The 25,368-nt window shown below is 60.4% G+C and carries 19 protein-coding genes; 11 read left to right on the top strand and 8 right to left on the bottom strand.

The features are described from left to right. The first annotated feature begins 103 nt into the window (after positions 1–103). The 5 genes from AC0Z5Z_RS20445 to AC0Z5Z_RS20425 all read left to right on the top strand — a co-directional run bounded on the left by AC0Z5Z_RS20445 (position 104) and on the right by AC0Z5Z_RS20425 (position 10,320). Positions 104–1,267: an EAL domain-containing protein gene (locus AC0Z5Z_RS20445; RefSeq protein ID WP_485611573.1), complete on the top strand. Its 1,164-nt coding sequence runs from the start codon at positions 104–106 to the stop codon at positions 1,265–1,267. 69 nt (positions 1,268–1,336) lie between these two features. After that, positions 1,337–2,665, top strand: a complete 1,329-nt coding sequence (locus tag AC0Z5Z_RS20440; RefSeq protein WP_016770846.1) for a deoxyguanosinetriphosphate triphosphohydrolase — start codon at positions 1,337–1,339, stop codon at positions 2,663–2,665. A 380-nt stretch (positions 2,666–3,045) separates the two neighbouring features. Further along, complete coding sequence (locus tag AC0Z5Z_RS20435; RefSeq protein WP_041478434.1) at positions 3,046–3,672, top strand: response regulator transcription factor; 627 nt, start codon at positions 3,046–3,048, stop codon at positions 3,670–3,672. An 8-nt stretch (positions 3,673–3,680) separates the two neighbouring features. Next, a complete protein-coding gene (locus tag AC0Z5Z_RS20430) occupies positions 3,681–7,325 on the top strand; it encodes a transporter substrate-binding domain-containing protein (RefSeq protein WP_485611572.1) in 3,645 nt (1,214 codons plus the stop codon). Between the two features lie 49 nt (positions 7,326–7,374). Beyond that, positions 7,375–10,320, top strand: a complete 2,946-nt coding sequence (locus AC0Z5Z_RS20425) for an HD domain-containing phosphohydrolase (RefSeq protein ID WP_485611571.1) — start codon at positions 7,375–7,377, stop codon at positions 10,318–10,320. Here the strand turns inward: AC0Z5Z_RS20425 and AC0Z5Z_RS20420 are convergent, their stop codons facing one another. Together AC0Z5Z_RS20420 and AC0Z5Z_RS20415 are read right to left on the bottom strand one after the other, a co-directional pair. Beyond that, a complete protein-coding gene (locus AC0Z5Z_RS20420) occupies positions 10,321–10,803 on the bottom strand; it encodes a GAF domain-containing protein (RefSeq protein WP_016770850.1) in 483 nt (160 codons plus the stop codon). After that, positions 10,800–11,690 carry an ATP-binding protein gene (locus AC0Z5Z_RS20415; RefSeq protein ID WP_095182195.1) on the bottom strand — a complete coding sequence of 297 codons (891 nt, stop codon included), beginning with the start codon at positions 11,688–11,690 and terminating at the stop codon, positions 10,800–10,802. The genes AC0Z5Z_RS20420 and AC0Z5Z_RS20415 overlap by 4 nt, the downstream gene beginning before the upstream one ends. A gap of 165 nt (positions 11,691–11,855) precedes the next feature. Between AC0Z5Z_RS20415 and AC0Z5Z_RS20410 the strand changes: the two genes are divergently transcribed. Then, the gene (locus AC0Z5Z_RS20410; RefSeq protein ID WP_252886602.1) at positions 11,856–14,177 is read left to right on the top strand and encodes a hybrid sensor histidine kinase/response regulator; all 2,322 of its coding nucleotides are present in this window, start codon (positions 11,856–11,858) and stop codon (positions 14,175–14,177) included. Here AC0Z5Z_RS20410 and AC0Z5Z_RS20405 read toward each other — a convergent pair. The 3 genes from AC0Z5Z_RS20405 to msrB form a co-directional block, all read right to left on the bottom strand. Next, entirely contained in the window at positions 14,161–14,619 is a 459-nt protein-coding gene (locus AC0Z5Z_RS20405; RefSeq protein ID WP_095182197.1) for a MarR family winged helix-turn-helix transcriptional regulator, read from the bottom strand. The two genes, AC0Z5Z_RS20410 and AC0Z5Z_RS20405, sit on opposite strands and share 17 nt — an antisense overlap. After that, positions 14,616–15,101: a glutathione peroxidase gene (locus AC0Z5Z_RS20400; protein WP_133339387.1), complete on the bottom strand. Its 486-nt coding sequence runs from the start codon at positions 15,099–15,101 to the stop codon at positions 14,616–14,618. The genes AC0Z5Z_RS20405 and AC0Z5Z_RS20400 overlap by 4 nt, the downstream gene beginning before the upstream one ends. A 104-nt stretch (positions 15,102–15,205) precedes the next feature. Next, positions 15,206–15,601, bottom strand: a complete 396-nt coding sequence (gene msrB, locus AC0Z5Z_RS20395; RefSeq protein WP_095182199.1) for a peptide-methionine (R)-S-oxide reductase MsrB — start codon at positions 15,599–15,601, stop codon at positions 15,206–15,208. Between the two features lie 224 nt (positions 15,602–15,825). On the opposite strand from msrB, the gene AC0Z5Z_RS20390 reads away from it, so the two are divergent. Both AC0Z5Z_RS20390 and htpX read left to right on the top strand, forming a co-directional pair. Next, positions 15,826–17,037: a pyridoxal phosphate-dependent aminotransferase gene (locus AC0Z5Z_RS20390; RefSeq protein ID WP_016770856.1), complete on the top strand. Its 1,212-nt coding sequence runs from the start codon at positions 15,826–15,828 to the stop codon at positions 17,035–17,037. 303 nt (positions 17,038–17,340) lie between these two features. After that, positions 17,341–18,228, top strand: coding sequence for a protease HtpX (gene htpX, locus AC0Z5Z_RS20385; protein ID WP_007908619.1), 888 nt, complete (start codon positions 17,341–17,343; stop codon positions 18,226–18,228). 172 nt (positions 18,229–18,400) lie between these two features. On the opposite strand, the gene AC0Z5Z_RS20380 is transcribed toward htpX, so the two are convergent. Beyond that, entirely contained in the window at positions 18,401–19,057 is a 657-nt protein-coding gene (locus AC0Z5Z_RS20380; RefSeq protein WP_315435975.1) for a thiopurine S-methyltransferase, read from the bottom strand. A 103-nt stretch (positions 19,058–19,160) separates the two neighbouring features. On the opposite strand from AC0Z5Z_RS20380, the gene AC0Z5Z_RS20375 reads away from it, so the two are divergent. Beyond that, entirely contained in the window at positions 19,161–19,928 is a 768-nt protein-coding gene (locus AC0Z5Z_RS20375) for a DODA-type extradiol aromatic ring-opening family dioxygenase (RefSeq protein ID WP_095182201.1), read from the top strand. A gap of 116 nt (positions 19,929–20,044) precedes the next feature. Here the strand turns inward: AC0Z5Z_RS20375 and AC0Z5Z_RS20370 are convergent, their stop codons facing one another. Then, complete coding sequence (locus AC0Z5Z_RS20370; protein WP_016770859.1) at positions 20,045–21,718, bottom strand: DEAD/DEAH box helicase; 1,674 nt, start codon at positions 21,716–21,718, stop codon at positions 20,045–20,047. Positions 21,719–22,137: 419 nt separating this feature from the next. Here AC0Z5Z_RS20370 and AC0Z5Z_RS20365 point away from each other — a divergent pair, with 419 nt between their 5' ends. Then, a complete protein-coding gene (locus AC0Z5Z_RS20365; protein WP_056788494.1) occupies positions 22,138–22,929 on the top strand; it encodes a crotonase/enoyl-CoA hydratase family protein in 792 nt (263 codons plus the stop codon). 109 nt (positions 22,930–23,038) lie between these two features. On the opposite strand, the gene AC0Z5Z_RS20360 is transcribed toward AC0Z5Z_RS20365, so the two are convergent. Next, positions 23,039–23,794, bottom strand: a complete 756-nt coding sequence (locus AC0Z5Z_RS20360) for a spermidine synthase (protein ID WP_056788491.1) — start codon at positions 23,792–23,794, stop codon at positions 23,039–23,041. A 151-nt stretch (positions 23,795–23,945) separates the two neighbouring features. On the opposite strand from AC0Z5Z_RS20360, the gene AC0Z5Z_RS20355 reads away from it, so the two are divergent. Continuing rightward, positions 23,946–25,292, top strand: coding sequence for a class II 3-deoxy-7-phosphoheptulonate synthase (locus tag AC0Z5Z_RS20355; protein WP_095182202.1), 1,347 nt, complete (start codon positions 23,946–23,948; stop codon positions 25,290–25,292). Positions 25,293–25,368 lie beyond the last annotated feature (76 nt).

Here is a 25,368-nt window from a genome sequence, read left to right as displayed (position 1 = left end):
ATTCTTGCAATAGCGCCGGGATGAATCTCCTTATCGGGAGATTCCATCCCGCGTGCCTATCCGGCAAGCGCGGCCAAACCAAAAACAAGATTAAGGACTTGCCGTGATCGACGGGCAACCGCTCGCCTGTTTTCAGCCTTTCATCGATACCGCCACCGGCCGCATTGCAGGCGTCGAAGCATTGGGTCGCCTGCGTCAGAGCGATGGTCAACTGACCTCGGTAGGACCGTTGTTCGCCGATCCGCGCACGCCGGCCACTGCCTTGCGCCGTCTCGACCGGCAAATCCGTGATCACGCCCTCAGCCGCCTGCATGAAGCGCCGGCCGAGTGGTTTCTCAGCCTGAACATGTCGCCACGCTGGATCAGCCGCCTGCGCGCCGATCAAGCGCTGCCGAGTCTCAAACAACTGGCGCGACACGAGGTTGATCCGCAGCGCATCGTATTTGAAATCACCGAACTGGGTGGTAACAGCGAACGCCTGGCCCACGTGGTCGGGCGCTACCGTGACGCAGGGGCGAGAATCGCCATTGATGATTTCGGCGCAGGCTATTCGCAGCTGGATCGGGTGTTGGCCCTGCAACCGGACATTCTCAAGCTCGATATGCGCCTGTTTCAGGCTGCAGCCCTCGGCGGACCGAGCAGCGATGTGGTAAAGGCTCTCGCCCAGATGGCCGAGAAAACCGGCTGCTGGATCATCGCCGAAGGCGTCGAAACCGAAGCGCAGCTGAATTTCGCGCTGGAGTGCGGCTCGCGCTATGTGCAGGGATTTCTCTTCGCCCGGGCACAAGAAGAATTCTTCGCTACCGATGCCTTCGTCACGCATTTCGCGCAATTGCGGCAACGCTACGTGAAGCAGAAACTCAGCGAGCGCGGGCGGCTGATGCAAATGCGTCAGCAGCTCAGCGAGCTGATGGCGATTCTGCAGCAATGGGCGCAGGCCCGCGCCCCGCTCAGTGCATTGCCGCAATTGCAGGCGTTTCCCTGGCTGCTGCGCTTTTATCAGTGCGACCGCCACGGCACGCAGCTGACCCCCAACCTGGAATGGCGCCATAACGGCTGGTTCGCCGATGATCGCTATCTGGGGCACAACTGGTCGTGGCGACCGTACTTCTATCATCTGCTGGCCGAAGGCTGGGAAGAACGCCGCCTGACCCTGTCCAACACCTATCGCGACGCCACCAGCAACCAGTATTGCCTGACTGCCGGACAGTTCTTCGATAACGGTGAACGGCTGCTGCTGATCGATATCGATGCGGCGGGTCTGTAGTTCCGCTTGCAGGCGCGGGGCCGAACCGGGAAGCTAGGGCGATCAGTCACCAGACGGAGAGATTCAGCCTTGGATTGGCCAACCCTGCTCAACCGCGAACGCCTCGGCAAGCCGCTGCACAGCCCGCAAGAACTCGGCCGCAGCCCTTTTCACAAAGACCATGACCGCATCATTTTCTCCGGGGCCTTCCGCCGCCTCGGGCGCAAGACCCAAGTGCATCCGGTCACCAGCAACGATCACATTCACACGCGCCTGACCCATTCGCTGGAAGTCAGTTGTGTCGGCCGTTCGCTGGGCATGCGTGTCGGTGAAACCTTGCGCAGCGCGCTGCCAGACTGGTGCGACCCGGCCGACCTCGGCATGGTCGTGCAGTCGGCCTGCCTGGCCCATGACATCGGCAATCCGCCATTCGGCCATTCCGGCGAAGACGCGATTCGCCACTGGTTTCAACAAGCCGCCGGGCGCGGCTGGCTCGATGGCATGAGCGAAGCCGAGCGTGGTGACTTCCTCAATTTCGAGGGCAATGCTCAAGGCTTTCGCGTGCTGACGCAGCTTGAATATCACCAGTTCGATGGCGGCACGCGCCTGACTTACGCGACGCTGGGCACCTATCTGAAGTACCCGTGGACCGCGCGCCACGCCGACTCCCTCGGCTACAAGAAACACAAATTCGGCTGCTACCAAAGCGAGCTGCCATTGCTCGAACAGATCGCGCACAAACTCGGTCTGCCGCAAATCGAAGACCAGCGCTGGGCACGCCATCCACTGGTCTACCTGATGGAAGCCGCCGATGACATCTGCTATGCGCTGATCGATCTCGAAGACGGTCTGGAAATGGAGCTGCTCGAATACGCCGAAGTCGAGTCACTGCTGCTCGGTCTGGTCGGCGACGATTTGCCGGAAACCTATCGCCAGCTCGGCCCGCAGGATTCCCGGCGGCGCAAACTGGCGATCCTGCGCGGCAAGGCCATCGAGCACCTGACCAACGCGGCAGCGCGAGCATTTGTCGAACAGCAGGATGCTCTGCTCGCCGGCACACTGCACGGCGATCTGGTCGAACACATGCACGGGCCGGCAAAGCGCTGCGTGTTGAACGCCAAGGACATCGCGCGCAAGAAGATCTTCCAGGACAAACGCAAGACCCTGCATGAGATCGGCGCGTACACGACACTGGAGATTCTGCTCAATTCGTTCTGCGGTGCCGCGCTGGAGCAGCACAACGGCCGCACGCCGTCGTTCAAGAGCCGGCGTATTCTCGATTTGCTCGGCAACAATGCGCCGGACCCTCAAGGTTCGCTGCACAGTTCGTTTCTGCGCATGATCGATTTCATCGCCGGCATGACCGACAGTTACGCCAGTGACATGGCACTGGAAATGACCGGCCGCTCAAGTCATTGATCGTCCCGCATCAGCCGGCCATTGGTCTGGCCGGCTGATGCCCGGTGAGTTTTCGCCATGAACGCTATACGCGTTCTTTAAACTGGTCAGACTGGATCGCGCTGACCTAGGCAACCAAACAAAACGAACCGCACTTGTTAAACACAACTTTAAACACCAGTAAATAATTGGAGATCAATATTGGCTCTCGGATAATTTCCATCTTCGGCGAATTTAACGCTCGTGCTTCCTTACGCCAATCCTAATTTCAACGTAGTCCATTTCTTCATTACGCGTAGGATTAATCCGATAACGTAGTCGCGACACTACCAGTCCATGCGAGTGCTCATGCATCTGAGCTAAGGTGCGCGCTTTATTCATGCTTGCATGGGACTCTATTTATGAACTCCGTTTTTATTGTGGACGATCATCCGGTCATCCGCCTCGCCGTGCGAATGCTCCTGGAACATGAAGGCTACAAGGTCGTCGGTGAGACCGATAACGGTGTCGATGCCATGCAGATGGTCCGTGAATGCATGCCCGACCTGGTCATTCTCGATATCAGCATTCCCAAGCTGGACGGCCTCGAAGTGCTGGCCCGCTTCAACACCATGGGTTCCAATTTCAAGATTCTGATTCTGACGGCGCAGTGTCCTACGCTGTTCGGCATTCGCTGCATGCAATCCGGCGCATCGGGATATGTCTGCAAGCAGGAAGACTTGAGCGAATTGGTCAGCGCAATCAAAGCGGTACTTTCCGGTTACAACTACTTCCCCAGTCAGGCACTTAATCCGGTGCGCAGCGATGACACTCGATATGCAGAACTTGAACTATTCAAATCCGTTAATGACCGCGAGCTGATGGTATTGCAGTTATTTGCACAAGGACGCACCAACAAGGAAATTGCCAAGGGCATGTTTCTGAGCAACAAGACCGTCAGCACTTATAAAAAGCGTCTGATGCAAAAACTCAAAGCCAGATCCCTTGTAGAACTTATCGAGATGGCCAAACGCAACGCACTCGTGTGAGACCCCACATGCCCAGCCGTCTGAAGGACTACCTGATCACCTTGAGCGCCGTTCTGTATCTGAGCGCCAATGCCCTCGCCGCGCCAAGCGCTTCACCGGACTATGCATTGCTCAGCCGCTCGGCCACCGAGGCCGTTCAAACTGTCCTGCAACCGTCACAACGGCAATGGCTACAGACTCGCAGCGAACTGAAACTGGGTACCTCCGCACCTGATTACCCGCCATTCGACATGACCGTCAGTGGCCAGGACTACGAGGGACTGACCGCCGATTACGCAGGGATTCTCGGTCAGGCCACCGGTTTGCCGATTCGCGTGCAACGCTTTCCCTCGCGCGAGGCTGCAATTCGCGCCTTGATCGATGGCCAGATCGACGTGCTTGGCACAGCCAACGGCTACGAAGCAGGCAATGCCAACCTCGCGCTCTCCACACCTTACGCGGTCGATCAGCCGGTACTGGTGACCCGCGAAGATGAAACCCGCTCGCTAACCGAAGGCCTCGCCGGCCTGCGCCTGAGCATGGTGTATCACTATTTGCCGCTGCCGGAGATCAAGGCGCTGTATCCCAAAGCGCTGATCACCTGCTATCCGTCCTATCAGAACGCAATCAACGCGGTGGCCTTCGACCAGGCCGATGTGTTTCTCGGCGACACCCTCTCCACCCATTACATGATCAACAAGGGCTATCTCAACAACGTTCGCATGGCCAACTTCGGCAAGCAGGAAGCCCATGGCTTCAGCTTCGCCGTGCGGCGCACCAATCCGCAGTTGCTGGGCATCATCGACACAGTGCTCGCAGCGATCCCGCGCAGCCAGCGCGATGACATCGCCAAACGCTGGAGCGCCGGCAGCGACCTGCTGCTCACCGACAGCAAACTCCAGCTGACGGATCGTGAGGAGAACTGGCTCAAGCAGCATCCCGTCGTCAGCGTAGTGGTCAATGAAGCGTACGCACCGTTGACCTTCTTCGACAGCGCCGGCAATTTCCGCGGCATCAGTGCCGACCTGCTCGAGCTGATCCGCTTGCGTACCGGCCTGCGTTTCGAGATTCAGCGCAGCCGTAACGATGCGGAAATGATCAGGCAGATCGACAATCACAAAGCCGATCTGATTGCCGCCCTGCTGCCCAGCGCCGAACGTGAAAAAAACCTGAGTTTCAGTCGTCCCTATCTGGAAAATTCCTACGTGCTGCTGACCCGCAAAAGCGCCGACAGCCCGACCAACCTGGCCCAACTCAAAGGCAAGCGTCTGGCGATCGCCCAAGGCAATCCGCTGGTCGCCTACTTGCATGAGAATTTTCCGGGCATCGAACTGATCGAAACCCCCGACACCTTCAGCGCCGTGTCGATGCTGGCCGACAACCATGTCGACGGCGCGGTGAACTCGCTGGTGATCGCCAACTATTTCATCTCCTCGCGCATCTTTGACCGGCCACTGCAAATCACCACCACCATCGGCACCAGTCAGGCCGCCTTCTCGCTGGCGACCGCCCGTGACAACACCGAACTGGCCTCGATCATCAACAAGGCGCTGCTGAGCATCGCTCCCGAGGAGCTCGGCGTGATCAACGGCCGCTGGCGCGGTTACTCCACGGCATCACAGAACATCTGGCAAAACTACCAGCGCCTGTTCTACCAAGTAGTCGCAGCCGCCGGCCTGATCCTGCTGCTGTTGTTGACGTGGAACGCCTACATGCGCCACCAGATCAAGCAACGTCAGGCTGCCGAACGCGCGCTGAACGATCAACTGGAGTTCATGCGCTCGCTGGTTAACGGCACACCACACCCGATTTACGTGCGAGATCGCCAGGGTCTGCTGCAAAGTTGCAACGACAGTTATCTCGAAGCGTTCAACGCCAGACGCGAGGACATCATCGGCAAAGGCGTCGTGCAAGGCACCCTGAGCAACGCGTTCGAGGCCGAGGCATTCCAGGCCGATTACCAGAGAGTCATTGCCGAAGGCATTCCCTTGATACTCGACCGGCCTCTGCACATCGGCAGCCGCCGCCTGACGATTTACCACTGGATACTTCCCTACCGCGACTCCAGCGGTGCCGTCCAGGGCATCATTGGCGGCTGGATCGATATCAGTGAACGCCGCCAATTGTTTGAAAAACTGCGTGCGGCCAAAGAACAGGCAGACGAGGCGAACCGGGCCAAAAGTACCTTCCTGGCAACCATGAGCCACGAGATCCGTACACCGATGAACGCCGTGATCGGCATGCTCGAACTGACCCTGCGACGCATCGATCCGCAGCACCCCGATCGCGCTTCGATCGACACGGCCTACCATTCGGCCAAGGATCTGCTCGGGCTGATCGGCGATATCCTCGACATCGCCCGCATTGAGTCCGGCCGTCTGAGCCTGTCTCCGGAGTGGATCAATCTGGTCGACACGGTGACCTCCGTTGCGCGCATCTTCGACGGCCTAGCGCGGCAGAAAAACCTTGCCTTGCAAGTCGTCTTCAACCCGCCGAACCCGGCTGTGGATGTGCATCTGGATCCGCTGCGCTTCAAGCAGGTGCTGTCCAACCTGGTCAGCAACGCTATCAAGTTCACCGAAAGCGGCCACGTGCGGATCACCCTCGACCTGATCCCGGCAGACGCTGCTGGGCGAACATTGATGCAGCTGACCGTGCAGGACAGCGGCTCAGGCATCAGCGCCGAAGATCAACAGCGCTTGTTCGAACCTTTCTCGCAGGCGGATAACGGCAGTAGGCAGGCAAAAAACGGCGCCGGACTCGGGCTGGTCATCAGTCGCAACCTGTGCGAAATGATGGGCGGACAACTGCAGTTGAGCAGCCTGCCCGGCATCGGCACTCAGGTTTGCATATCGCTGCCGCTGGACAGCCTGCCGGCAAAGGCGAATCCGCCGAAAAGCGAACCGTTGATCAAGCCTGCGACAACGCCGTTACATGTCCTGGTTGTCGACGACCATCCGGCCAACCGTTTGCTCATGTGTCAGCAACTGGAGTTTCTCGGTCATCGCTTCAGCATTGCCGAAGATGGCTGCAGCGGCCTCGAGCGGTGGAAGGCCGATCATTTCGATCTGGTGATCGTCGACTGCAACATGCCCTTGATGAACGGCTATGACATGACCCGTGGGATTCGCCAGCTTGAACTGCAAAACCACCGCCCGCCGTGCACCGTGCTGGGTTTCACCGCCAATGCCCAGCCCGAAGAAGTCCAGCGCTGCAAGCTCGCCGGCATGGACGACTGCCTGTTCAAACCGTTGAGTCTGACCCTGCTCGGACAATGGATCGACGGCATCACGCCGGCATCACCGGCCTCGGTCTTCGACCTGCAAAGTCTGAGCCTGCTGACCGGCAACAACCCCGGGCAAACCCGGCGCATGCTGGTGGAACTGCTCAAGAGCAGCCGTCTCGACCGCGAAGAACTGCTGAGGCTGTCGCCCGAGGATGATCGCGAAGCGCTGGCAGTGGTTGCGCACAAGATCAAGGGCGCAGCACGCATCGCGCAGGCCTCGCGGTTGATCGAATGTTGCGATGAGCTCGAGGACGCCTGCCAGCAAGCGCTCGCGTCACAGGAGATTGCCCGTCGCTGGGCGGCAACCAGCCAAGCGATGCTCGAACTGGCGCAGGCCCTGCAACAGCAATTGACCCTGGCCGATCAAGGCACAGTGAGCGAGTCTTAACTATGCTTGGACGCTGAGCAGTGAGTTAAACATTCATGGAGAGCCTGCAATGCACAGCCCACTGCGCCCCGAGCAACGCCGGTTGCCGCTGCACGTGCACATCAGCGTCATGTTCACCTTTCTTTTATTGCTCACGGGCGTGGTGCTGGGCCTGTTCAATTACCACCAGACCACGCAGATCATCCTGTCGAGCAGCGAAAAGCTGTTTGACCGCATCGAGCAGGATGTACGCCTCGATCTGCAGGCAACCTATCAACCGATCCGCAACCTGCTGAGCCTGCTGGCGGACACCCCGGCGGCCCACGCGAGTGATCTGGAACAACGCCTGCCGTTGCTCAAACCCTTCAGCCAGTCGCTCACCGACAACCCGGCGCTGGCGTCGCTGTATCTGGGTTACGCCAATGGCGATTTCTTCATGGTGCGCGCGCTGCGTACTCCGGCTCTGAAGGCACAGCTTCAGGCGCCGGAAGCGGCGGCCTATCAAGTCTGGAGCATCGAGCATGCTCCACAAGGCGCCATACGCTCGCAATCATTGTTCTTTGATCAGGCCCTGACACCGATCAACCGCCGCGAGCATCCCCAAGAGCCGTACGATCCGCGCAGCCGGACCTGGTTCAGCGACGCCCTGCAACAGGCCGGGCAAATCACCACCGAGCCCTATGTATTTTTCTCGACCCACAATGTCGGCACCACGCTGGCCCGGCGCAGCGGCGAGAACGCGGTGATCGGCGCCGACCTGACCCTCGCTTCGCTGTCGACCGCCCTGGGCAAGCACCAGGTCACGCCTTCGACAGAGATCGCGCTGTACGACACCGACGGCAACGCCGTGGCTTACCCCGACAGCCATCGCCTGATCGTCGATGACCGCACTGCGCGGCTGGCCAGAGCGGCCGATCTCAGCCCTGAGCTGAACGCGCTGCTCAGCTCCGACACTATCGGCAAGCGTCTGCAAGTAAACGACCGGCAATGGATCGTCGCACGCACCAGCATCGAGGAAGGCGGGCCGAAAGGTCTGCAACTGGCGCTGCTGGTGCCGGAAGACGAATTACTGGTGGATGCGTTCCGGATGCGCTGGCAAGGCGCGCTGATCACCCTGGCCATCCTGTTGCTGTGCCTGCCATTGGGCTGGGTGATTTCGCGGATTCTGGTCAAGCCGCTGCATGCCCTGGTCAAGGAAGCCGACGCGATCCGCAGCTTCGACTTCAGTTCTCCGCTGGCGCGCCGCTCGCCCGTACTGGAAGTCGATCAATTAAGCCTGTCGATGGCGAGGATGAAAGAAACCCTGGGCAGTTTCTTCCGCATCACCGACAGCCTGTGCGCCGAAACCCGTTTTGCCCCGCTGCTCGAACGTGTGCTGTTCGAAACCGTACAGATTGCTCAGGCGCAGGCCGGTCTGATCTACCTGCGCGAAGCCGACGGCGCGCGCATGGAACCCTATGGACTGGTGATTGATGGCGTGCCGCAGAAGCTGGAGGCGTTCGACATTCAAGGACGTGAGTTGCATAAAAACACCGGCCCGGCGTGGTTCGAGCAACTGGCCAGCGCCAACAATACCGTCAGCCATCTGGGCTTCGATCAGGCCGGCGACTTGCAGAAAATCCTCCTCGTCATGGAATCACCGCGCATTCACCTGATCGGCATCCGCCTGCACAACCAGCACGATGAAACCATCGGCCTGCTGATTCTGCTGGTCAATGACAGTGGTGAGCCGAGTGATCTGGAAAAGCTGCGGCCTGACCGAATTGCCTTCTTGCAGGCGGTGTCCGGCGCGGCGGCGGTGAGCATCGAAAGTCAGCGTCTGCAAGCGCGGCAAAAACAACTGCTCGATGCCTTCATCCAACTGCTGGCCAGCGCGATCGACGCCAAGAGCCCCTACACCGGCGGCCATTGCCAGCGGGTGCCGGAGCTGACGTTGATGCTCGCCCAGGCTGCTGCGGCAAGCCATGACCCGGCGTTCACCGGCTACCAGCCGAGCGAGGATGAATGGGAGGCGTTGCACATCGCTGCGTGGCTGCACGATTGCGGCAAGGTCACGACGCCGGAATACGTGGTCGACAAAGCCACCAAGCTCGAGACCATCAACGACCGCATCCACGAAATCCGCACCCGCTTCGAAGTGCTCAAGCGTGACGTGTGGATCAACTACTGGCAGACGGTGGCACGCGGTGCAGACGAAGCGGCGCTGGCCCGCGCCCGTGATAGTGAGTTGCTGATGCTCGATGACGACTTTGCCTTTGTCGCCCGCTGCAATCTCGGTGGCGAGGCCATGGCCGAGGCTGATCTGCAACGCCTTGACCAAGTGGCGCAACGCACCTGGCTGCGCACCCTCGATGATCGCCTCGGTGTGTCATGGGAAGAGAACCGCCGCCAGGCAAAAAACCCTGCACCAACGCTGCCTGTCAGTGAAAGTCTGCTGGCCGACAAACCCGAGCATCTGATCGAACGCGACAAGAGCGAACTGATCCCCGAGGACAATCCCTGGGGCTTCAAACTCGATGTGCCCGCGTACAAGTACAACCGCGGCGAGTTGTACAACCTGAAGATCGGCCGCGGCACGCTGACTCGCGAAGAGCGCTACATCATCAACCATCACATGGTGCAGACGATCATGATGCTCAGCCACCTGCCCTTCCCCGGCCACCTGGACAGCATTGCCGAGATCGCCGGCGGTCATCATGAAAAAATGGACGGCACCGGGTATCCGAAACGGCTGAAACGCGAGGAGATGAGCCTGCCGGCGAGGATGATGGCGATTGCCGATATTTTCGAAGCGCTGACCGCCGCCGATCGCCCTTACAAGAAAGCCAAGTCGTTGAGCGAGGCGCTGGGGATCATGGCGACCATGTGCCGTGAAGCGCACATCGATGCGCCGCTGTTCGGCCTGTTCATCAATGAGGGTGTGTACATGCAGTACGCGACGCGGTTTCTTGATCCCGCGCAAATCGACAGCGTGGATACGGCCAGCCTGTTGCACAAGGCTGGCCTCGGCGGTTGATCAGCAGTCGGTCAGGCGCAGGAAAATCGCCGCCAGTTGTTCGATGCCGGCCTGATCTTCGGCGCCGAAACGCGCCAGCTTCGGGCTGTCGAGGTCGAGCACGCCGATCAGGCGACCGTCCTTGACCAAGGGCACTACCAGTTCGCTGTTGGACGCGCTGTCGCAGGCGATGTGACCGGGGAAAGCATGCACATCCTCGACGCGCTGGGTTTGCAGGCTGGCAGCAGCAGCGCCGCAAACACCGCGCCCGAACGGGATGCGCACGCAAGCGATCTGGCCCTGAAACGGGCCGAGTACCAGCTCTTCGTTGCGATTGAGGTAGAAACCGGCCCAGTTCAGATCATCGAGCTGGTTGAACAGGAATGCGGAAAACTGCGCGGCATTGGCGATGAAGTCGCGTTCGTCCGCCAGTAGCGATTCCAGTTGTGCGGCCAACATACCGTAGCCTTCGAGGCCCTGGCCGCTTTGTTGCAAATCAATCATGCCTTGTGCTCCAGCAATTTCAGTCCCACCCAGTAGCGGGCGAATTGATACGCGCAACGTCCGTTGCGATTACCGCGGCCGGTGGCCCAGCGCACGGCGAGGATGTCCAGTGCTTCGTCGCGCTGCCAGCTCAGGCCGGCCTTGGCGGCCAACTGGCCGATCCAGTGCTCGACGACGTCGAGAAAATGTTCTTGGGTAAACGGGTAGAACGACAGCCACAGACCGAAACGGTCGGACAGGGCGATCTTGTCTTCCACCGCTTCGCTCGGGTGCAGTTCGCCGTCGACGCGCTTCCAGTTTTCGTTGTCGCTTTCCTTTTCCGGCACCAGGTGGCGGCGGTTGGAAGTGGCGTACAACAAGACATTGTCGGGGGCCTGCTCGAGCGAACCGTCGAGCACGCTTTTCAGCACGCGGTAGTCGCCTTCGCCGGATTCGAACGACAGGTCATCGCAGAACAGTACGAAACGTTGCGGCAATTTGGCGACTTGCTCGACCACGCGTGGCAGGTCAGCCAAGTGATCGCGTTCGATCTCGATCAGACGCAGGCCGGCACCGGCGTGCTCGGCCAGCAACGCACGCACCAGCGAAGACTTGCCGGTACCGCGTGAACCCCAGAGCAAGGCGTGGTTGGCCGGCATGCCATCAAGAAATTGTTGTGTGTTGCGCCCCAGCTGCTCCAACTGCCGGTCGACGCCGATCAGGTCGGACAGACGCATGTCGAGGCTGACTTCCAGCGGCAACAGGTAACCGCTGCGACCGTCACGCTGCCAGCGCGCTGCCAGGCATGTGTTCCAGTCAATGACGGGGCGCGGTGCCGGCAACAGTGGTTCGATTCGCGCCAGAACCGACTCGGCGCGTTCAAGAAAAGCATTCAATCGGGAATCCACGTCTTCTCCTCGGGCACTTTCACAGTGATGATGACGATCCAGCGACGACACACAGATAAAATCGCCTCAGCAAGCCTTGTTACAAGGCGATTCGGGAACCTCGGTATCCCTGCATGATCGACTATGCTTGAGCAGCGAAGGGAAACGGAAGTGGTTCAACAACCCATGGATATCAAATTCACCCACCGGCTGTCTTACAAGCAAGCCAGGCTTACCGTGCTGGTCGGGTTCATTCTGGGCACCCTGCTCAGTCTGCTGCAGATCGGCATCGATTATGCCAGCGAAGACGCTTCCATCAACCGTGAAATCCTCGCGCTGCTGGAAATCAGCCACAATCCGGCCTCGCGCATCGCCTATAACATCGACGCCGAGCTCGCGCAGGAGCTCACCCTCGGCCTGCTGCGCTCGCCCGCGATCATCGCCGCGCAACTGATCGACAACAACGATACCGTGCTGGCCAGCGTCAAACGCCCGGAACTGCAGAGCAGCTATCGGCTGATCAGCGACTTCCTGTTCGGCGCCAAGCGTCATTTCGAAGATCGTCTGTACCTCGACCACTTGCCCAACGAATCCCTCGGCGTCCTCAAGCTTGAAGTCGACACTTATGCCTTCGGCAGCCGCTTCCTGCGCCGCGCGGAAGTCACCCTGCTCAACGGTTTTGCCCGCAGCCTGCTGCTGACCGGGATCCTCCTGGCGCTGTTCTACGTGATGCTGACCAAGCCGTTGGTGCGGGTCATCCGTGAGCTCAGCGGTCGCGACCCGCGCAGCGCCGAGCCGACCACGCTCGAGTGCCCGGCCGGCCACGGCAACGATGAAATCGGCGTGCTGGTCAAGGTCGCCAATCAGCAGTTCGAGAACATCGCCACCGAAATCCAGCAACGGCGCACCGCGGAAAATCGCCTGACCGAATACCTCGCGCAACTGGAAGACATCGTCTCGGCGCGCACCGCCGAACTCAAGGCAATCAACGCCCGCCTCAGCCAGTCCAACGAAGAACTGGAAGTGGCACGCCGTACTGCACTGGACATGGCCGAAGCGCGTTCGGCGTTTCTGGCCAACATGAGCCATGAAATCCGTACACCACTCAACGGTCTGCTGGGGATGATCGCGCTGTCGCTGGACGGCCCGCTCAACGCCGAGCAGCAGCAACAACTGTCGATCGCCCACGACTCGGGCAAGGTGCTGGTGGAACTGCTCAACGATATTCTCGACCTGTCGAAATTCGACGCCGGGCAACTGGAGCTGGAAAACATCCCCTTCGACCTCGGCTCGCTGATCGAAGACACCGCCAACCTGCTTTCGCAGAACGCCGCGCCAAGCGTCGAGCTGACCTGTCTGATCGAGCCGCACTTCCCGGCGCTGGTGCTGGGCGACCCGACCCGGGTGCGGCAGATCGTCAGCAACCTGCTGTCCAACGCGTTGAAATTCACCCGTTTCGGTCGGGTCGATGTGCGTCTGTCGGCGTACAAGGGTGGCGTGCGCATCGAAGTCTGCGACACCGGCATCGGCATAGCCCAGGAAGCGCAGGTGAAAATCTTCCAACCGTTCACCCAGGCCGGCGCTGGTATCACCCGTCAGTACGGCGGCACCGGGCTGGGACTGGCGCTGACGTACAACCTGTGCGAAGCGATGCAGGGTCGGCTGACCATCAGCTCCGAAAGCGGCTTCGGCAGCCAGTTCTGCGCCGAACTGCCACTGCCCTCTCACACCCGCGCGCTGCCGCCGATACCGTTACGCGGCAAGGTTCTCGCCATCACCGCTGCCAGCAGTGGCTTGGCGGAATTGCTGAAAAGCCTGTTGCCGGTGTGGGGCCTGGAATACACGCAGCGCACTATTGATGATTCGCTGCTGGGCCTGAGTCCGGATGTGCTGATCACCGATTGCCCGGAATGCCTGTTCGGTCTGCGCCCTAGCATCACCGCGCCGATTCTGCTGGTGACTGCTTACGGCAGTTTTCTGCCCAGCGAAGAAGCCGCCGCCCTCGCCCCCTTGCAGCAGCAAGCCCGGCCGCTGGCGCGCAACGCGCTGTACCAGCATCTGCGACGGATTCTGCAACCGGACGCCGCCACCCTCAACGAAGCACAAGCGGATGCCTTGCCGTCCGCGCGCCGGGGCAAGGTGCTGCTGGTCGAGGACAACCCGGTCAATCAACTGGTCGCCAAAGGCATGCTCGGCAAGCTTGGCTGCGATGTAGTGGTGGCCGGCCATGGTGCCGAGGCGCTGGATCAGCTGGAGTTTGCCGATTTCGATCTGGTGCTGATGGACTGCAACATGCCGGTGATGGATGGCTATGAAGCCAGTCGGCAGATTCGCCAGAGCGGGCGCTGGCCGAATCTGCCGATTGTCGCGCTGACCGCCAATGCCATGTCCGAGGAACGCGAACGCTGCCGCGCGGCGGGCATGAGCGACTATCTGGCCAAACCGTTTCGCCGCGAAGAACTCGCCGCGCTGCTTGATCAGTGGATGCCGACTACGAAAGCCCTTTGATCTGCCCGAGCAAGTGATCGAGGCCGGCGCGCAAATCATTGAGCCGGTCGAGATCTACGCCACTGTCGCAGAGCAGTCGCGCCTTGAGTGGCCCGACCTGCTCGCGCAGTGCTGTTCCGGCAGGCGTCAGGCTCAGGTGCATCTCGCGTTCATCCCGCGCCGAGCGCCGACGCTGGACCAGATCGCTCTGCTCCAGACGCTTGAGCAGAGGAGTCAACGTCCCCGAGTCCAGCGCCAGACGTTCGCCCAAGGCCTTGACCGTCGGTTGCTCCGGCGCAGCATCCTGCCATTCCCACAGCACCAGCATCGCCAGGTACTGCGGGTAGGTCAGGCCCAACTGATCGAGCATCGGCTTGTAGGCGCGAATCACCGCCCGCGAGGCCGCGTACAGCTTGAAGCACAACTGGCTGTCGAGCTTCAGCGAATCAACCGCCAGGCTCATTTCAGCAGAGCTTCGATCTCGCCGCTCAGGTCTTGCGGCTTGGTCGTCGGGGCGAAACGCTTGACCAACTGGCCATCCTTGCCGATCAGGAACTTGGTGAAATTCCACTTGATGCCCTGCGAGCCGAGCACGCCCGGGGCGCGCTTCTTCAACTGCACGAAAAGCGGATGAGCATCGGCGCCGTTGACGTCGATCTTCTTGAACAGCGGGAAGCTGACGCCGAAATTCAGTTCGCAGAACTCGCTGATGGCGCCCTCATTGCCCGGCTCCTGTTTGCCGAACTGGTTGCAGGGGAAACCCAGTACCACCAGCCCTTGATCCTTGTAGGTCTGCCAGAGTTCTTCGAGACCTTTGTATTGCGGAGTGAAGCCACACTTGCTCGCGGTATTGACCACCAGCACGGCTTTGCCGGCGAAATCGGCCAAGGTCTTTTGCTCACCCTTGATGGTGGTGCACGGGATATTCAGCAGGTTGTCGCTCATGAGTCGGCTCCGCAATGGTGAGGAAGGCGTAAACATAACGAGCAATTTAATTGCGTGCAATCTAATTGACCGATAAAAAGGCGACACGATGTCGCCTGTTTCGGTTATTCCCGGGGCTCGAGATTCAGGCACACCGAGTTGATGCAATAACGCAGGCCGGTCGGTGGCGGGCCATCCGGGAATACGTGCCCCAGATGCGCATCACAGCGCGCGCACTTCACTTCAGTGCGAATCATGCCGTGGCTGGTGTCGCGGATCTCAGTCATCGCGCTATCGCCGATCGGCGCGTAAAAGCTCGGCCAGCCGCAGCCGGAGTCGAATTTGGTCTTGGAGTCGAACAGCGGCTCGTCGCAGCAGACACAGTGGTAGACACCGTCGGTTTTGGTGTCGTTGTATTTGCCCGAGAACGGACGCTCGGTGGCACTCAGACGGCAGACGTTGTACTGCTCGGGGTCGAGCATGGCACGCCATTCTTCCAGGGTTTTCTGCAACTTTTCCATCATCACACCTCAGCGGCTGAAAAAGCCCGATCTGTACCTTTTCCACGGATCGGGCGGCACGTATGATTGCGCCTCGTCACGCGCCAGTCTGGCAGCCAGACCGGGTGCATTCAAACGGATTCTGAGCGCTAAAGCGCCAGACCTCCGCCTGTGCGAAGACGCAGCAATCCCAGTACGGTTGTCCATTTGCCGCCTGGATCGTTCATTTTCGGGATCACATCGCCATGCAGTTCAGCAAATCGAACAAGCTCGCCAACGTCTGCTACGACATTCGCGGCCCGGTGCTCAAGCACGCCAAACGACTGGAAGAGGAAGGCCAGCGCATCCTCAAGCTGAACATCGGCAACCCGGCGCCGTTTGGTTTCGAAGCGCCGGACGAAATCCTCCAGGACGTGATCCGCAACCTGCCGACCGCGCAAGGTTACAGCGACTCCAAAGGCCTGTTCAGCGCACGCAAGGCGGTGATGCAGTACTACCAGCAGAAGCAGGTTGAAGGTGTCGGCATCGAAGACATCTACTTGGGCAACGGTGTGTCCGAGCTGATCGTGATGTCGCTGCAGGCGCTGCTCAACAACGGCGACGAAGTGCTGGTGCCAGCCCCGGACTATCCGCTGTGGACCGCTGCCGTCAGCCTCGCTGGCGGTAACGCCGTGCATTATCTGTGCGACGAAGGCGCCGACTGGTTTCCGGATCTGGCCGACATCAAGGCCAAGATCACCCCGAACACCAAGGCCATGGTGATCATCAACCCGAACAACCCGACGGGTGCGGTGTATTCGAAGGAAGTGTTGCTGGGCATGCTGGAAATCGCCCGCGCGCACAACCTGGTGGTGTTCTCGGACGAGATCTACGACAAGATTCTTTATGACGACGCCGTGCATATCTGCACTGCCTCGCTGGCGCCGGATCTGCTCTGCCTGACGTTCAACGGCCTGTCGAAATCCTACCGCGTGGCCGGTTTCCGCTCCGGCTGGATCGCCATCTCCGGGCCGAAACACAACGCGCAGAGCTACATCGAAGGCATCGACATGCTGGCCAACATGCGCCTGTGCGCCAACGTGCCGAGCCAGCACGCAATCCAGACCGCGCTGGGCGGCTACCAGAGCATCAACGATCTGGTGCTGCCGCAGGGTCGCCTGCTGGAGCAGCGTAATCGCACCTGGGAGTTGCTCAACGATATTCCCGGCGTCAGCTGCGTGAAGCCAATGGGCGCGTTGTACGCGTTCCCGAAAATCGACCCGAAGGTCTGCCCGATCCACAACGACGAAAAATTCGTTCTCGACCTGCTGCTTTCCGAAAAACTGCTGGTGGTCCAGGGCACGGCATTCAACTGGCCGTGGCCGGATCACTTCCGTGTTGTCACCCTGCCCCGCGTCGATGATCTGGAAATGGCCATCGGCCGCATCGGCAACTTCCTCAAGTCCTACCGCCAGTAACCGGCCTGCAGTGCGCAACGGATTGGCTGTTGCGCACTGTCTGATTCAGCAACACATCTTTGTTCCGCGCCTTTGCAGCCCTTCTACACTTGCGATGCGAGCCGTACAGACGTGTCTGACCTAATGGCGGCGGGGCGAAAGGCTGTGTCATCCGTGTCGGAATCGAGGGTGGGAATTTTCTTTTTCCTCAAGAAACCGCTGTAGGACACAGTTTGAAATAGTCACTCGGTTGAATAGCCCGGTGCCGCACCTTATATACCCCGCAGTACGCTACATCTTTAGCTTGAGGAGAGTTCTACAACCATGATGCGCATCCTGCTGTTTTTGGCCACTAACCTGGCGGTCGTGCTGATAGCCAGCATCACCCTGAGCCTGTTCGGCTTCAACGGGTTCATGGCGGCCAACGGGGTCGACCTCGACCTCAGTCAGCTGCTGGTCTTCTGTGCGGTCTTTGGTTTCGCCGGCTCGCTGTTCTCGCTGTTCATCTCCAAGTGGATGGCGAAGATGAGCACCGGTACGCAAATCATCAGCCAGCCACGCACTCGTCATGAGCAATGGCTGCTGCAAACGGTCGAGCAATTGTCCCGCGAAGCCGGGATCAAGATGCCTGAAGTCGGGATTTTCCCGGCCTACGAAGCGAATGCTTTCGCCACCGGCTGGAACAAGAACGACGCGCTGGTCGCGGTCAGCCAGGGCCTGCTCGAGCGTTTCTCGCCCGATGAAGTGAAAGCCGTACTGGCCCACGAAATCGGTCACGTCGCCAACGGCGACATGGTCACGCTGGCGCTGATCCAGGGCGTGGTGAACACCTTTGTGATGTTCTTCGCGCGGATCATCGGCAACTTCGTCGACAAGGTCATCTTCAAGAACGAAGAAGGCCAGGGCATCGCCTATTACGTGGCAACCATCTTCGCCGAACTGGTGCTGGGCATCCTCGCCAGCGCAATCGTCATGTGGTTCTCGCGCAAGCGCGAATTCCGTGCCGACGAAGCCGGCGCCCGCCTGGCCGGTACCAGCGCGATGATTGGTGCTCTGCAACGTCTGCGCGCCGAACAGGGCCTGCCGGTGCATATGCCCGACACCCTGAACGCCTTCGGCATCAACGGTGGCATCAAACAGGGCTTCGCACGCATGTTCATGAGCCACCCGCCGCTGGAAGAGCGTATTGACGCACTGCGTCGTCGCGGTTGATTTGATCGCAATAAAAAAGAAGGCCCGCAGTGATGCGGGCCTTTTTTTGTATCTTCAGATCATGCGTTGTCAGCAAAGTCCCATTCGCGAGCAGGCTCGCTCCCACCTTTGAAACGCATTCCCCTGTGGGAGCGAGCCTGCTCGCGAAGACGCCGGAGCTGCTAATAAAAAACTATCTGGAAGAAACCCGATAAACCCGCTCCACCAACCACTCAACCCCGCCCTGCAGAAACTTCGGGCTCTCAGCCAGAATATCTCGCTCTTCCAGTTTCTCCAGCTGCCAACCCTGGCCCAGCAGCCGCTGCGCCTCATCATCATTCACCGCAAACGGCGGTCCCGGGATCTGCGTCTGATCGTAATCCAGGGTAATCACCAGCCCTTTCATCTCCGGCGCCAGCAAGTGCTGCAAATGCGCCGCGTAGCGCTGGCGCATCGCGTCCGGCAAGGCAATCAGCGCGGCGCGGTCATACAGCGCAGTACAATCTGCGACGTCCTCGGCCGTCAGCGCAAAAAAATCACCGCACCACAATTCGAACGCAACACTGCGATAAACCTTGAATGCGCCCTGCTCGCTGATCTGCGGTTGCAACTGATGTTCGCTGAAAAACTCCTCGACAGCCTTTTCCGCTAGCTCAACCCCAATCACCTGGTGTCCCTGCCCGGCAAGCCAGAGCAGATCCAGACTCTTCCCGCACAGCGGCACCAGCACACGCGCCGACGGTGCAATCGCCAGCTCCGGCCAATAGCGCTGCAAATACGGGTTGGCCTCGGCCTGATGAAAGCCGATCTGGTTCGAATCCCATTTCTTGTACCAAAACTCAGGCTGCATGGATCACTCCCGAAAAACCGATGAAAAACCGCAGAAACTTATATTGGATTCAGATCGATGATCTGACTGAAGATGGTTCATCTTAGCGCTCAGGAGCCCGTCTATGTTGCCCAGCCTGTTTATCTCCCACGGTTCACCGATGCTGGCGCTGGAGCCCGGTGCCAGCGGCCCGGCACTGGCGCGACTGGCCGCTGAACTGCCGCGCCCCAACGCCATTGTCATCGTCTCGGCGCACTGGGAAAGCCAGGAACTGCTGGTCAGCAGCCACTCGCACCCGGAAACCTGGCACGACTTCGGCGGTTTCCCCCGTGCGCTGTTTGAAGTGCAGTACCCGGCACCGGGCAATCCGCAGCTGGCCGCCGAGGTGGCTCAACTGCTGAACGCCAATGACCTGCCGGCGCGGCTCGATCCGCAACGACCGTTCGATCATGGTGTTTGGGTGCCACTGTCTTTGATGTATCCGCAGGCCGATATTCCGGTGGTGCAAGTCTCGTTGCCGAGTCGCGGCGGACCGGCATTGCAGACGCGAGTTGGCCGTGCACTGGCGAGCCTGCGCGAACACGGCATTCTGTTGATCGGCTCCGGCAGCATCACCCACAACCTCCGGGAGCTGGATTGGCATGCCGGCCCGGAAAGCGTTGAACCGTGGGCGCGGGATTTCCGTGACTGGATGATCGACAAGCTGGCGGCCGACGATGAAACAGCGCTGCATGATTATCGCCAGCAGGCGCCGAATGCCGTGCGCAGTCACCCGAGTGATGAGCATTTGTTGCCGCTGTACTTTGCTCGCGGTGCTGGCGGGGTTTTCAGCGTGGCGCATCAGGGTTTCACGATGGGGGCGCTGGGTATGGATATTTATCGCTTCGGCTGACGTCATCGCTGGCAAGCCAGCTCCCACAAGGTGTTGTGTCGCCCGATGAGCAGGCAAAAAAAATCCCCGAACCAGTCGGGGATTTTTTATGTGCGATCAATCAGCCCGAGGGCGGATCAATCTTCGCGGTAGCGACGCAGCTTGAGCTGCTTACCGGCCACGCGAGTGTCCTTCAGTTTGGTCAGGAGTTTTTCCAGACCTTCTTCCGGCAGCTCGACGAGGCTGAAGCTGTCACGCACCTGGATGCGACCGATCGCTTCACGGGCCAGACCGCCTTCGTTGAGGATGGCGCCCAGCAGGTTTTTCGCAGCGATACCGTCACGCGCGCCCAGCGCGGTACGGCAACGAGCACGGCCTTCGCCCAAAGGCATTGGCGCGCGACGCTCGCGGTCACCACGATCAGGACGATCACCGGAACGCTCAGGACGGTCGCCACGCGGTGCGTTGTTCGGCACCAGTGGACGTTCCTTCTCGATTGCGGCCAGGTTCAGCGCTTGACCATTGGTGGCTTTGCGCAGCAGCGCAGCGGCCAGTGCACGCGGGGTGCAACCGATGTCGGCGGTCAGGCGGTCGAGCAGCTCACCGTGAGTCGATTCGGCATCAGCAACCAGCGGCGAAAGGCTGTTGGTCAGTTTCTTGATGCGAGCATCGAGAACGGCTTGAGCGTCCGGCAGACGCACTTCGGCAACTTTCTGACCGGTTACGCGCTCGATCACTTGCAGCATGCGGCGCTCACGTGGAGTCACCAGCAGCAGGGCGCGACCTTCGCGACCGGCACGGCCGGTACGGCCGATACGGTGCACGTAGGATTCCGGGTCGTACGGCATGTCAACGTTGAACACGTGAGTGATGCGCGGAACGTCCAGACCACGGGCAGCAACGTCGGTGGCGACAACGATGTCCAGACGGCCATCTTTCAGCGAGTCGATGACGCGCTCACGCTGGTTCTGGGCGATGTCACCGTTCAACGCGGCGGCTTTGTAGCCTTTGGCGTCGAGGGCGCTGGCCAGGTCCAGAGTGGCTTGCTTGGTGCGCACGAACATGATCAGGGCGTCGAAGTCTTCGACTTCCAGCAGGCTGAGCACGGCCGAGGTTTTCTGGTCAGCGTGAACCAACAGGTGAGCCTGTTCGATCGCGGTAACGGTCTGGGTCTTGGTCTGGATCTTGACGTGTTGCGGATCGCGCAGATGGCGTTCGGCAATGGCGCGGATCGACTGCGGCAGGGTCGCCGAGAACAGCACGGTCTGGCGGGTCGATGGCAGAGCCTTGAAGATGACTTCCAGGTCATCCATGAAGCCCAGCTTCAACATTTCGTCAGCTTCGTCGAGAACCAGATGGTTCACGGTCGACAGGACTTTCTCGTCGCGACGCAGGTGGTCGCACAGACGACCCGGAGTAGCGACAACAATCTGTGCGCCATTACGGATTGCCTTGAGTTGCGGGCCCATCGGCGCGCCGCCGTAGACAGCCACGACGGTGACGCCTGGCATTTGCTTGGCGTAGGTTTCAAAAGCGGTTGCTACTTGCAGCGCCAACTCTCGGGTTGGCGCCAGGATCAGGGCTTGCGGTTCGCGCTTGGCAGGATCGATGCGGTGCAGAATAGGCAGTGCGAACGCGGCGGTTTTACCGGTACCGGTTTGCGCCTGGCCAATCATGTCCTGGCCGGCCATGATGATCGGGATCGATTGCTGCTGAATCGCCGAAGGCTCTTCGTAGCCAGTCGCTGCGACGGCTGCAAGAATATTCGGGTTGAGATTAAAAGCGGCGAATCCGCCGGTTTCCTGGGTCATGGGTCTGCCTCTAAGTGCATCCGCAAAGACCCATGCTCCAAAGCTGCGCATGCCGTGTTGAGACTCAAGAGTCGCCCTGGCAGCTTTGTCGGCGGGGATTTGCGAAAACGAATGAATGAAGATGAATCGTCAAGGAAGAGCCCGCAATGCGGACGTGCAGCCGAAGCTGACTTCGGGAAATGCGCTACCTAAACGCGGCCCGGTTAAAGGCCGGCGCGCACTATACCGGATTTCGCCCGAAAAGGGAGCTTTTTTTGTGGCCCTTATCCGTGTGTCACCGCCGTGTAACGGGGTTTTGCGGATAATCGCGCAACGGTCTATTTTGCAAAGGCCCGGCCCTGCGGGCGATGACGCTTAAACGGTTCACCGACCTGCGGCAAAGCGCCGCGCACCCGCCCTTCCCGCTTGAGGATTTAGCCATGAATCAGCCCTGCGCCGGCCGCGTCAGCCGAGAACGTCGTGGTCATGTGCACTTGATCGGCCTCGATCGGGCGGCCAAGCGCAACGCTTTCGATATCGACCTGCTCAACGACTTGAGCCTGGCCTACGGCGAGTTCGAAGCCGACCGCGAAGCGCGGGTCGCCGTGGTGTTCGGCCACGGCGAGCACTTCACCGCCGGGCTTGATCTGGTCAATGCCAGCGCGGCTCTGGCCGAAGGCTGGCAGGTTCCGACAGGCGGGTGCGATCCCTGGGGCGTTTTCGTCGGGCCACGGGTGAGCAAGCCGGTAATCGTCGCCGCGCAGGGTTACTGCCTGACTATCGGCATCGAGCTGATGCTGGCGGCGGACATCAATCTGTGCGCGAGCAATACCCGCTTCGCGCAGATGGAAGTGCAACGTGGGATTTTTCCGTTTGGCGGGGCGACTTTGCGTTTCCAGCAGATCGCCGGCTGGGGCAATGCGATGCGCTGGTTGCTCACCGGCGACGAGTTTGATGCACACGATGCGTTGCATCTGGGCTTGGTCCAGGAAGTGATGGCCAGTGAAGACTTGCTGCCCCGCGCGATCGAGCTGGCCGAACGGATTGCCCGGCAAGCACCGCTGGGCGTGCAGGCGACCTTGATGTCAGCGCGGCAGGCGCGCTATGAGGGTGAGACAGCGGCGGCGCAAGCGTTACCGGCGCTGGTGAAGAAGTTGCTCGCCACTGAAGATGCCCGGGAGGGGGTGAGATCGCTGGTGGAGCGGCGGCCAGGGATTTTCAAAGGGGTGTGAAGAATCTGCTGCCTGTCAGGGCCTTTTCGCGAGCAGGCTCGCTCCCACAGGTCGAACGCATTTCAAATGTGGGAGCGAGCCTGCTCGCGAAGGGGGCGGTACTGCCGGCTCAGGTCGCCGGGCGAATCGCGTTGATCAACGACTGCAACGAGTACCCCAACTGCGGCGCCAGCGCTTCGGCCCGCTGGGTCAGCGCCTGCATGTCCAGCGCCTGATCGAGATCCGCCGGGATAATCAGAATCACGTTGCCCTCCTTCACCGGCAATTCCCAGTAATGCCGGTGATAGAGGCCGCGCAACAATGCCGCGCCGAGCGGCTTGCCATCGTCGGTGGCCCACTGGTTGATCACCAGCCAGCCGCCCGGATTCAGGCGCTTCTGACAATCGCCGAGAAAACTCCAGGCCAGATGCCCGACCCCGGGGCCGACATCGGTATAGAGGTCGACGAAAATCAGATCCGCCGGCTCGGCAGTCGGCAGCAATTCCAGCGCATCGCCGACGCGGATGTACAAACGCGGATCATCATCCAGACCGAGGTATTCAATGGCCAGGCGCGGCACGTCCGGGCGCAGTTCGATGGCCTCGACGTCTTCGAGCGGCAGAAACTTCAGGCAAGCCTGGGTCAGTGTGCCCGCACCCAAACCGAGAAACAGCGCGCTCTCCGGCTGCTCGTGGCACAGCGCACCGATCAGCATGGCGCGGGTGTAGTCGTACTCCAGCCAGCTCGGGTCGGCAGTGAACACGCAGCTCTGCTCGATCGCATCGCCGAACTCGAGAAAGCGGTAATCGGCCACTTCCAGCACGCGAATCACGCCGAACTCATCCTGTACTTCGGCGAGCAGATGCTCGACGCGCTCCTCAGTCATTTCGTCTCCTGATGGTCACCGGGCGCGGTGACGCGATGGCACCGCTGTGGCGCCGTGGCAAAGCGGCGATTGTCGGCGATGGGGCGGGAGCAGGTCACGCACTAATTGCTGCTAACATGGCGCTTCCCTGCGTACGAACTTCGAGACCGTGATGAGCCAACCGTGGAGCCCTGACAGCTGGCGCGCCCTGCCGATCCAGCAACAACCGCAATACCCCGACGCCGCGCACCTGCGCCAGGTCGAGCAAACCCTGGCCAGCTATCCGCCGCTGGTGTTCGCCGGCGAAGCGCGCGAGCTGCGCCGCCAGTTCGCCGAAGTTACCCAGGGTCGCGCGTTTCTGTTGCAGGGCGGCGATTGCGCGGAAAGCTTCGCTGAATTCTCCGCAGCGAAGATTCGCGACACCTTTAAAGTGTTGCTGCAGATGGCGATCGTCATGACCTTCGCTGCCGGTTGCCCAGTGGTCAAGGTCGGGCGCATGGCGGGTCAGTTCGCCAAGCCGCGTTCGGCCAACGACGAAACCATCGGCGGCGTGACCCTGCCGGCCTATCGCGGCGACATCGTCAACGGCATCGGCTTCGACGAAAAGAGCCGCGTGCCGGATCCAGAGCGTTTGCTGCAGTCCTATCATCAGTCCACAGCGACTCTGAATCTGTTACGCGCTTTCGCTCAGGGCGGTTTTGCCGACCTGCACCAAGTGCACAAGTGGAACCTGGATTTCATCGCCAACTCGGCGCTGGCCGAGAAGTACAGCCATCTCGCCGACCGCATCGATGAAACTTTGGCATTCATGCGCGCCTGCGGCATGGACAGCTCGCCGCAACTGCGCGAAACCAGTTTCTTCACCGCCCACGAAGCCTTGCTGCTGAACTACGAAGAAGCCTTCGTGCGCCGCGACAGCCTGACCAACGATTACTACGATTGCTCGGCGCACATGCTGTGGATCGGCGACCGCACGCGTCAGCTCGACGGCGCGCACGTTGAATTCCTGCGCGGGGTGAACAACCCGATCGGCGTCAAGGTCGGCCCGAGCATGGACCCCGATGATCTCATCCGCCTGATCGACGTGCTCAACCCGGACAACGATCCGGGGCGTTTGAACCTGATCGCGCGGATGGGTGCGAACAAGGTCGGCGATCATCTACCGGCACTGATCCGCGCGGTCCAGCGCGAAGGCAAGCAAGTGCTGTGGAGCTCCGACCCGATGCACGGCAACACCATCAAGGCCAGCAGCGGCTACAAGACCCGTGACTTCGCGCAGATCCTTGGCGAGGTGAAGCAGTTTTTCCAGGTGCACGAAGCGGAAGGCAGTTATGCCGGCGGCATTCATATCGAGATGACCGGGCAGAATGTCACCGAGTGCATCGGCGGCGCCCGACCGATTACCGAGGATGGCTTGTCCGACCGTTATCACACCCACTGCGATCCACGGATGAATGCCGATCAGTCGCTGGAATTGGCGTTTTTGATTGCCGAGACCCTGAAGCAAGTCCGCCGCTAGACCGAGTAGCCCCAATTCGCGAGCAGGCTCGCTCCCACATTTGCAATGCGTTTCCCTGTGGGAGCGAGCCTGCTCG

This window comes from Pseudomonas sp. 1L-E-NC-VB-C3, assembly GCF_057291535.1.
This window is presented reverse-complemented; position numbering and strand designations above follow the sequence as displayed.

Bases quoted from the DNA above. Each gene is read 5' to 3' on its own strand.
- AC0Z5Z_RS20390 (WP_016770856.1), top strand. From the start codon at position 15,826: ATGCAGTTCAGCAAATCGAACAAGCTCGCCAACGTCTGCTACGACATT.
- AC0Z5Z_RS20420 (WP_016770850.1), bottom strand. From the start codon at position 10,803: ATGATTGATTTGCAACAAAGCGGCCAGGGCCTCGAAGGCTACGGTATG.
- AC0Z5Z_RS20365 (WP_056788494.1), top strand. From the start codon at position 22,138: ATGAATCAGCCCTGCGCCGGCCGCGTCAGCCGAGAACGTCGTGGTCAT.
- msrB (WP_095182199.1), bottom strand. From the start codon at position 15,601: ATGGAAAAGTTGCAGAAAACCCTGGAAGAATGGCGTGCCATGCTCGAC.
- AC0Z5Z_RS20425 (WP_485611571.1), top strand. From the start codon at position 7,375: ATGCACAGCCCACTGCGCCCCGAGCAACGCCGGTTGCCGCTGCACGTG.
- AC0Z5Z_RS20410 (WP_252886602.1), top strand. From the start codon at position 11,856: ATGGATATCAAATTCACCCACCGGCTGTCTTACAAGCAAGCCAGGCTT.
- AC0Z5Z_RS20400 (WP_133339387.1), bottom strand. From the start codon at position 15,101: ATGAGCGACAACCTGCTGAATATCCCGTGCACCACCATCAAGGGTGAG.
- AC0Z5Z_RS20380 (WP_315435975.1), bottom strand. From the start codon at position 19,057: ATGCAGCCTGAGTTTTGGTACAAGAAATGGGATTCGAACCAGATCGGC.
- AC0Z5Z_RS20435 (WP_041478434.1), top strand. From the start codon at position 3,046: ATGAACTCCGTTTTTATTGTGGACGATCATCCGGTCATCCGCCTCGCC.
- AC0Z5Z_RS20360 (WP_056788491.1), bottom strand. From the start codon at position 23,794: ATGACTGAGGAGCGCGTCGAGCATCTGCTCGCCGAAGTACAGGATGAG.
- AC0Z5Z_RS20375 (WP_095182201.1), top strand. From the start codon at position 19,161: ATGTTGCCCAGCCTGTTTATCTCCCACGGTTCACCGATGCTGGCGCTG.
- AC0Z5Z_RS20405 (WP_095182197.1), bottom strand. From the start codon at position 14,619: ATGAGCCTGGCGGTTGATTCGCTGAAGCTCGACAGCCAGTTGTGCTTC.
- AC0Z5Z_RS20355 (WP_095182202.1), top strand. From the start codon at position 23,946: ATGAGCCAACCGTGGAGCCCTGACAGCTGGCGCGCCCTGCCGATCCAG.
- htpX (WP_007908619.1), top strand. From the start codon at position 17,341: ATGATGCGCATCCTGCTGTTTTTGGCCACTAACCTGGCGGTCGTGCTG.
- AC0Z5Z_RS20430 (WP_485611572.1), top strand. From the start codon at position 3,681: ATGCCCAGCCGTCTGAAGGACTACCTGATCACCTTGAGCGCCGTTCTG.
- AC0Z5Z_RS20370 (WP_016770859.1), bottom strand. From the start codon at position 21,718: ATGACCCAGGAAACCGGCGGATTCGCCGCTTTTAATCTCAACCCGAAT.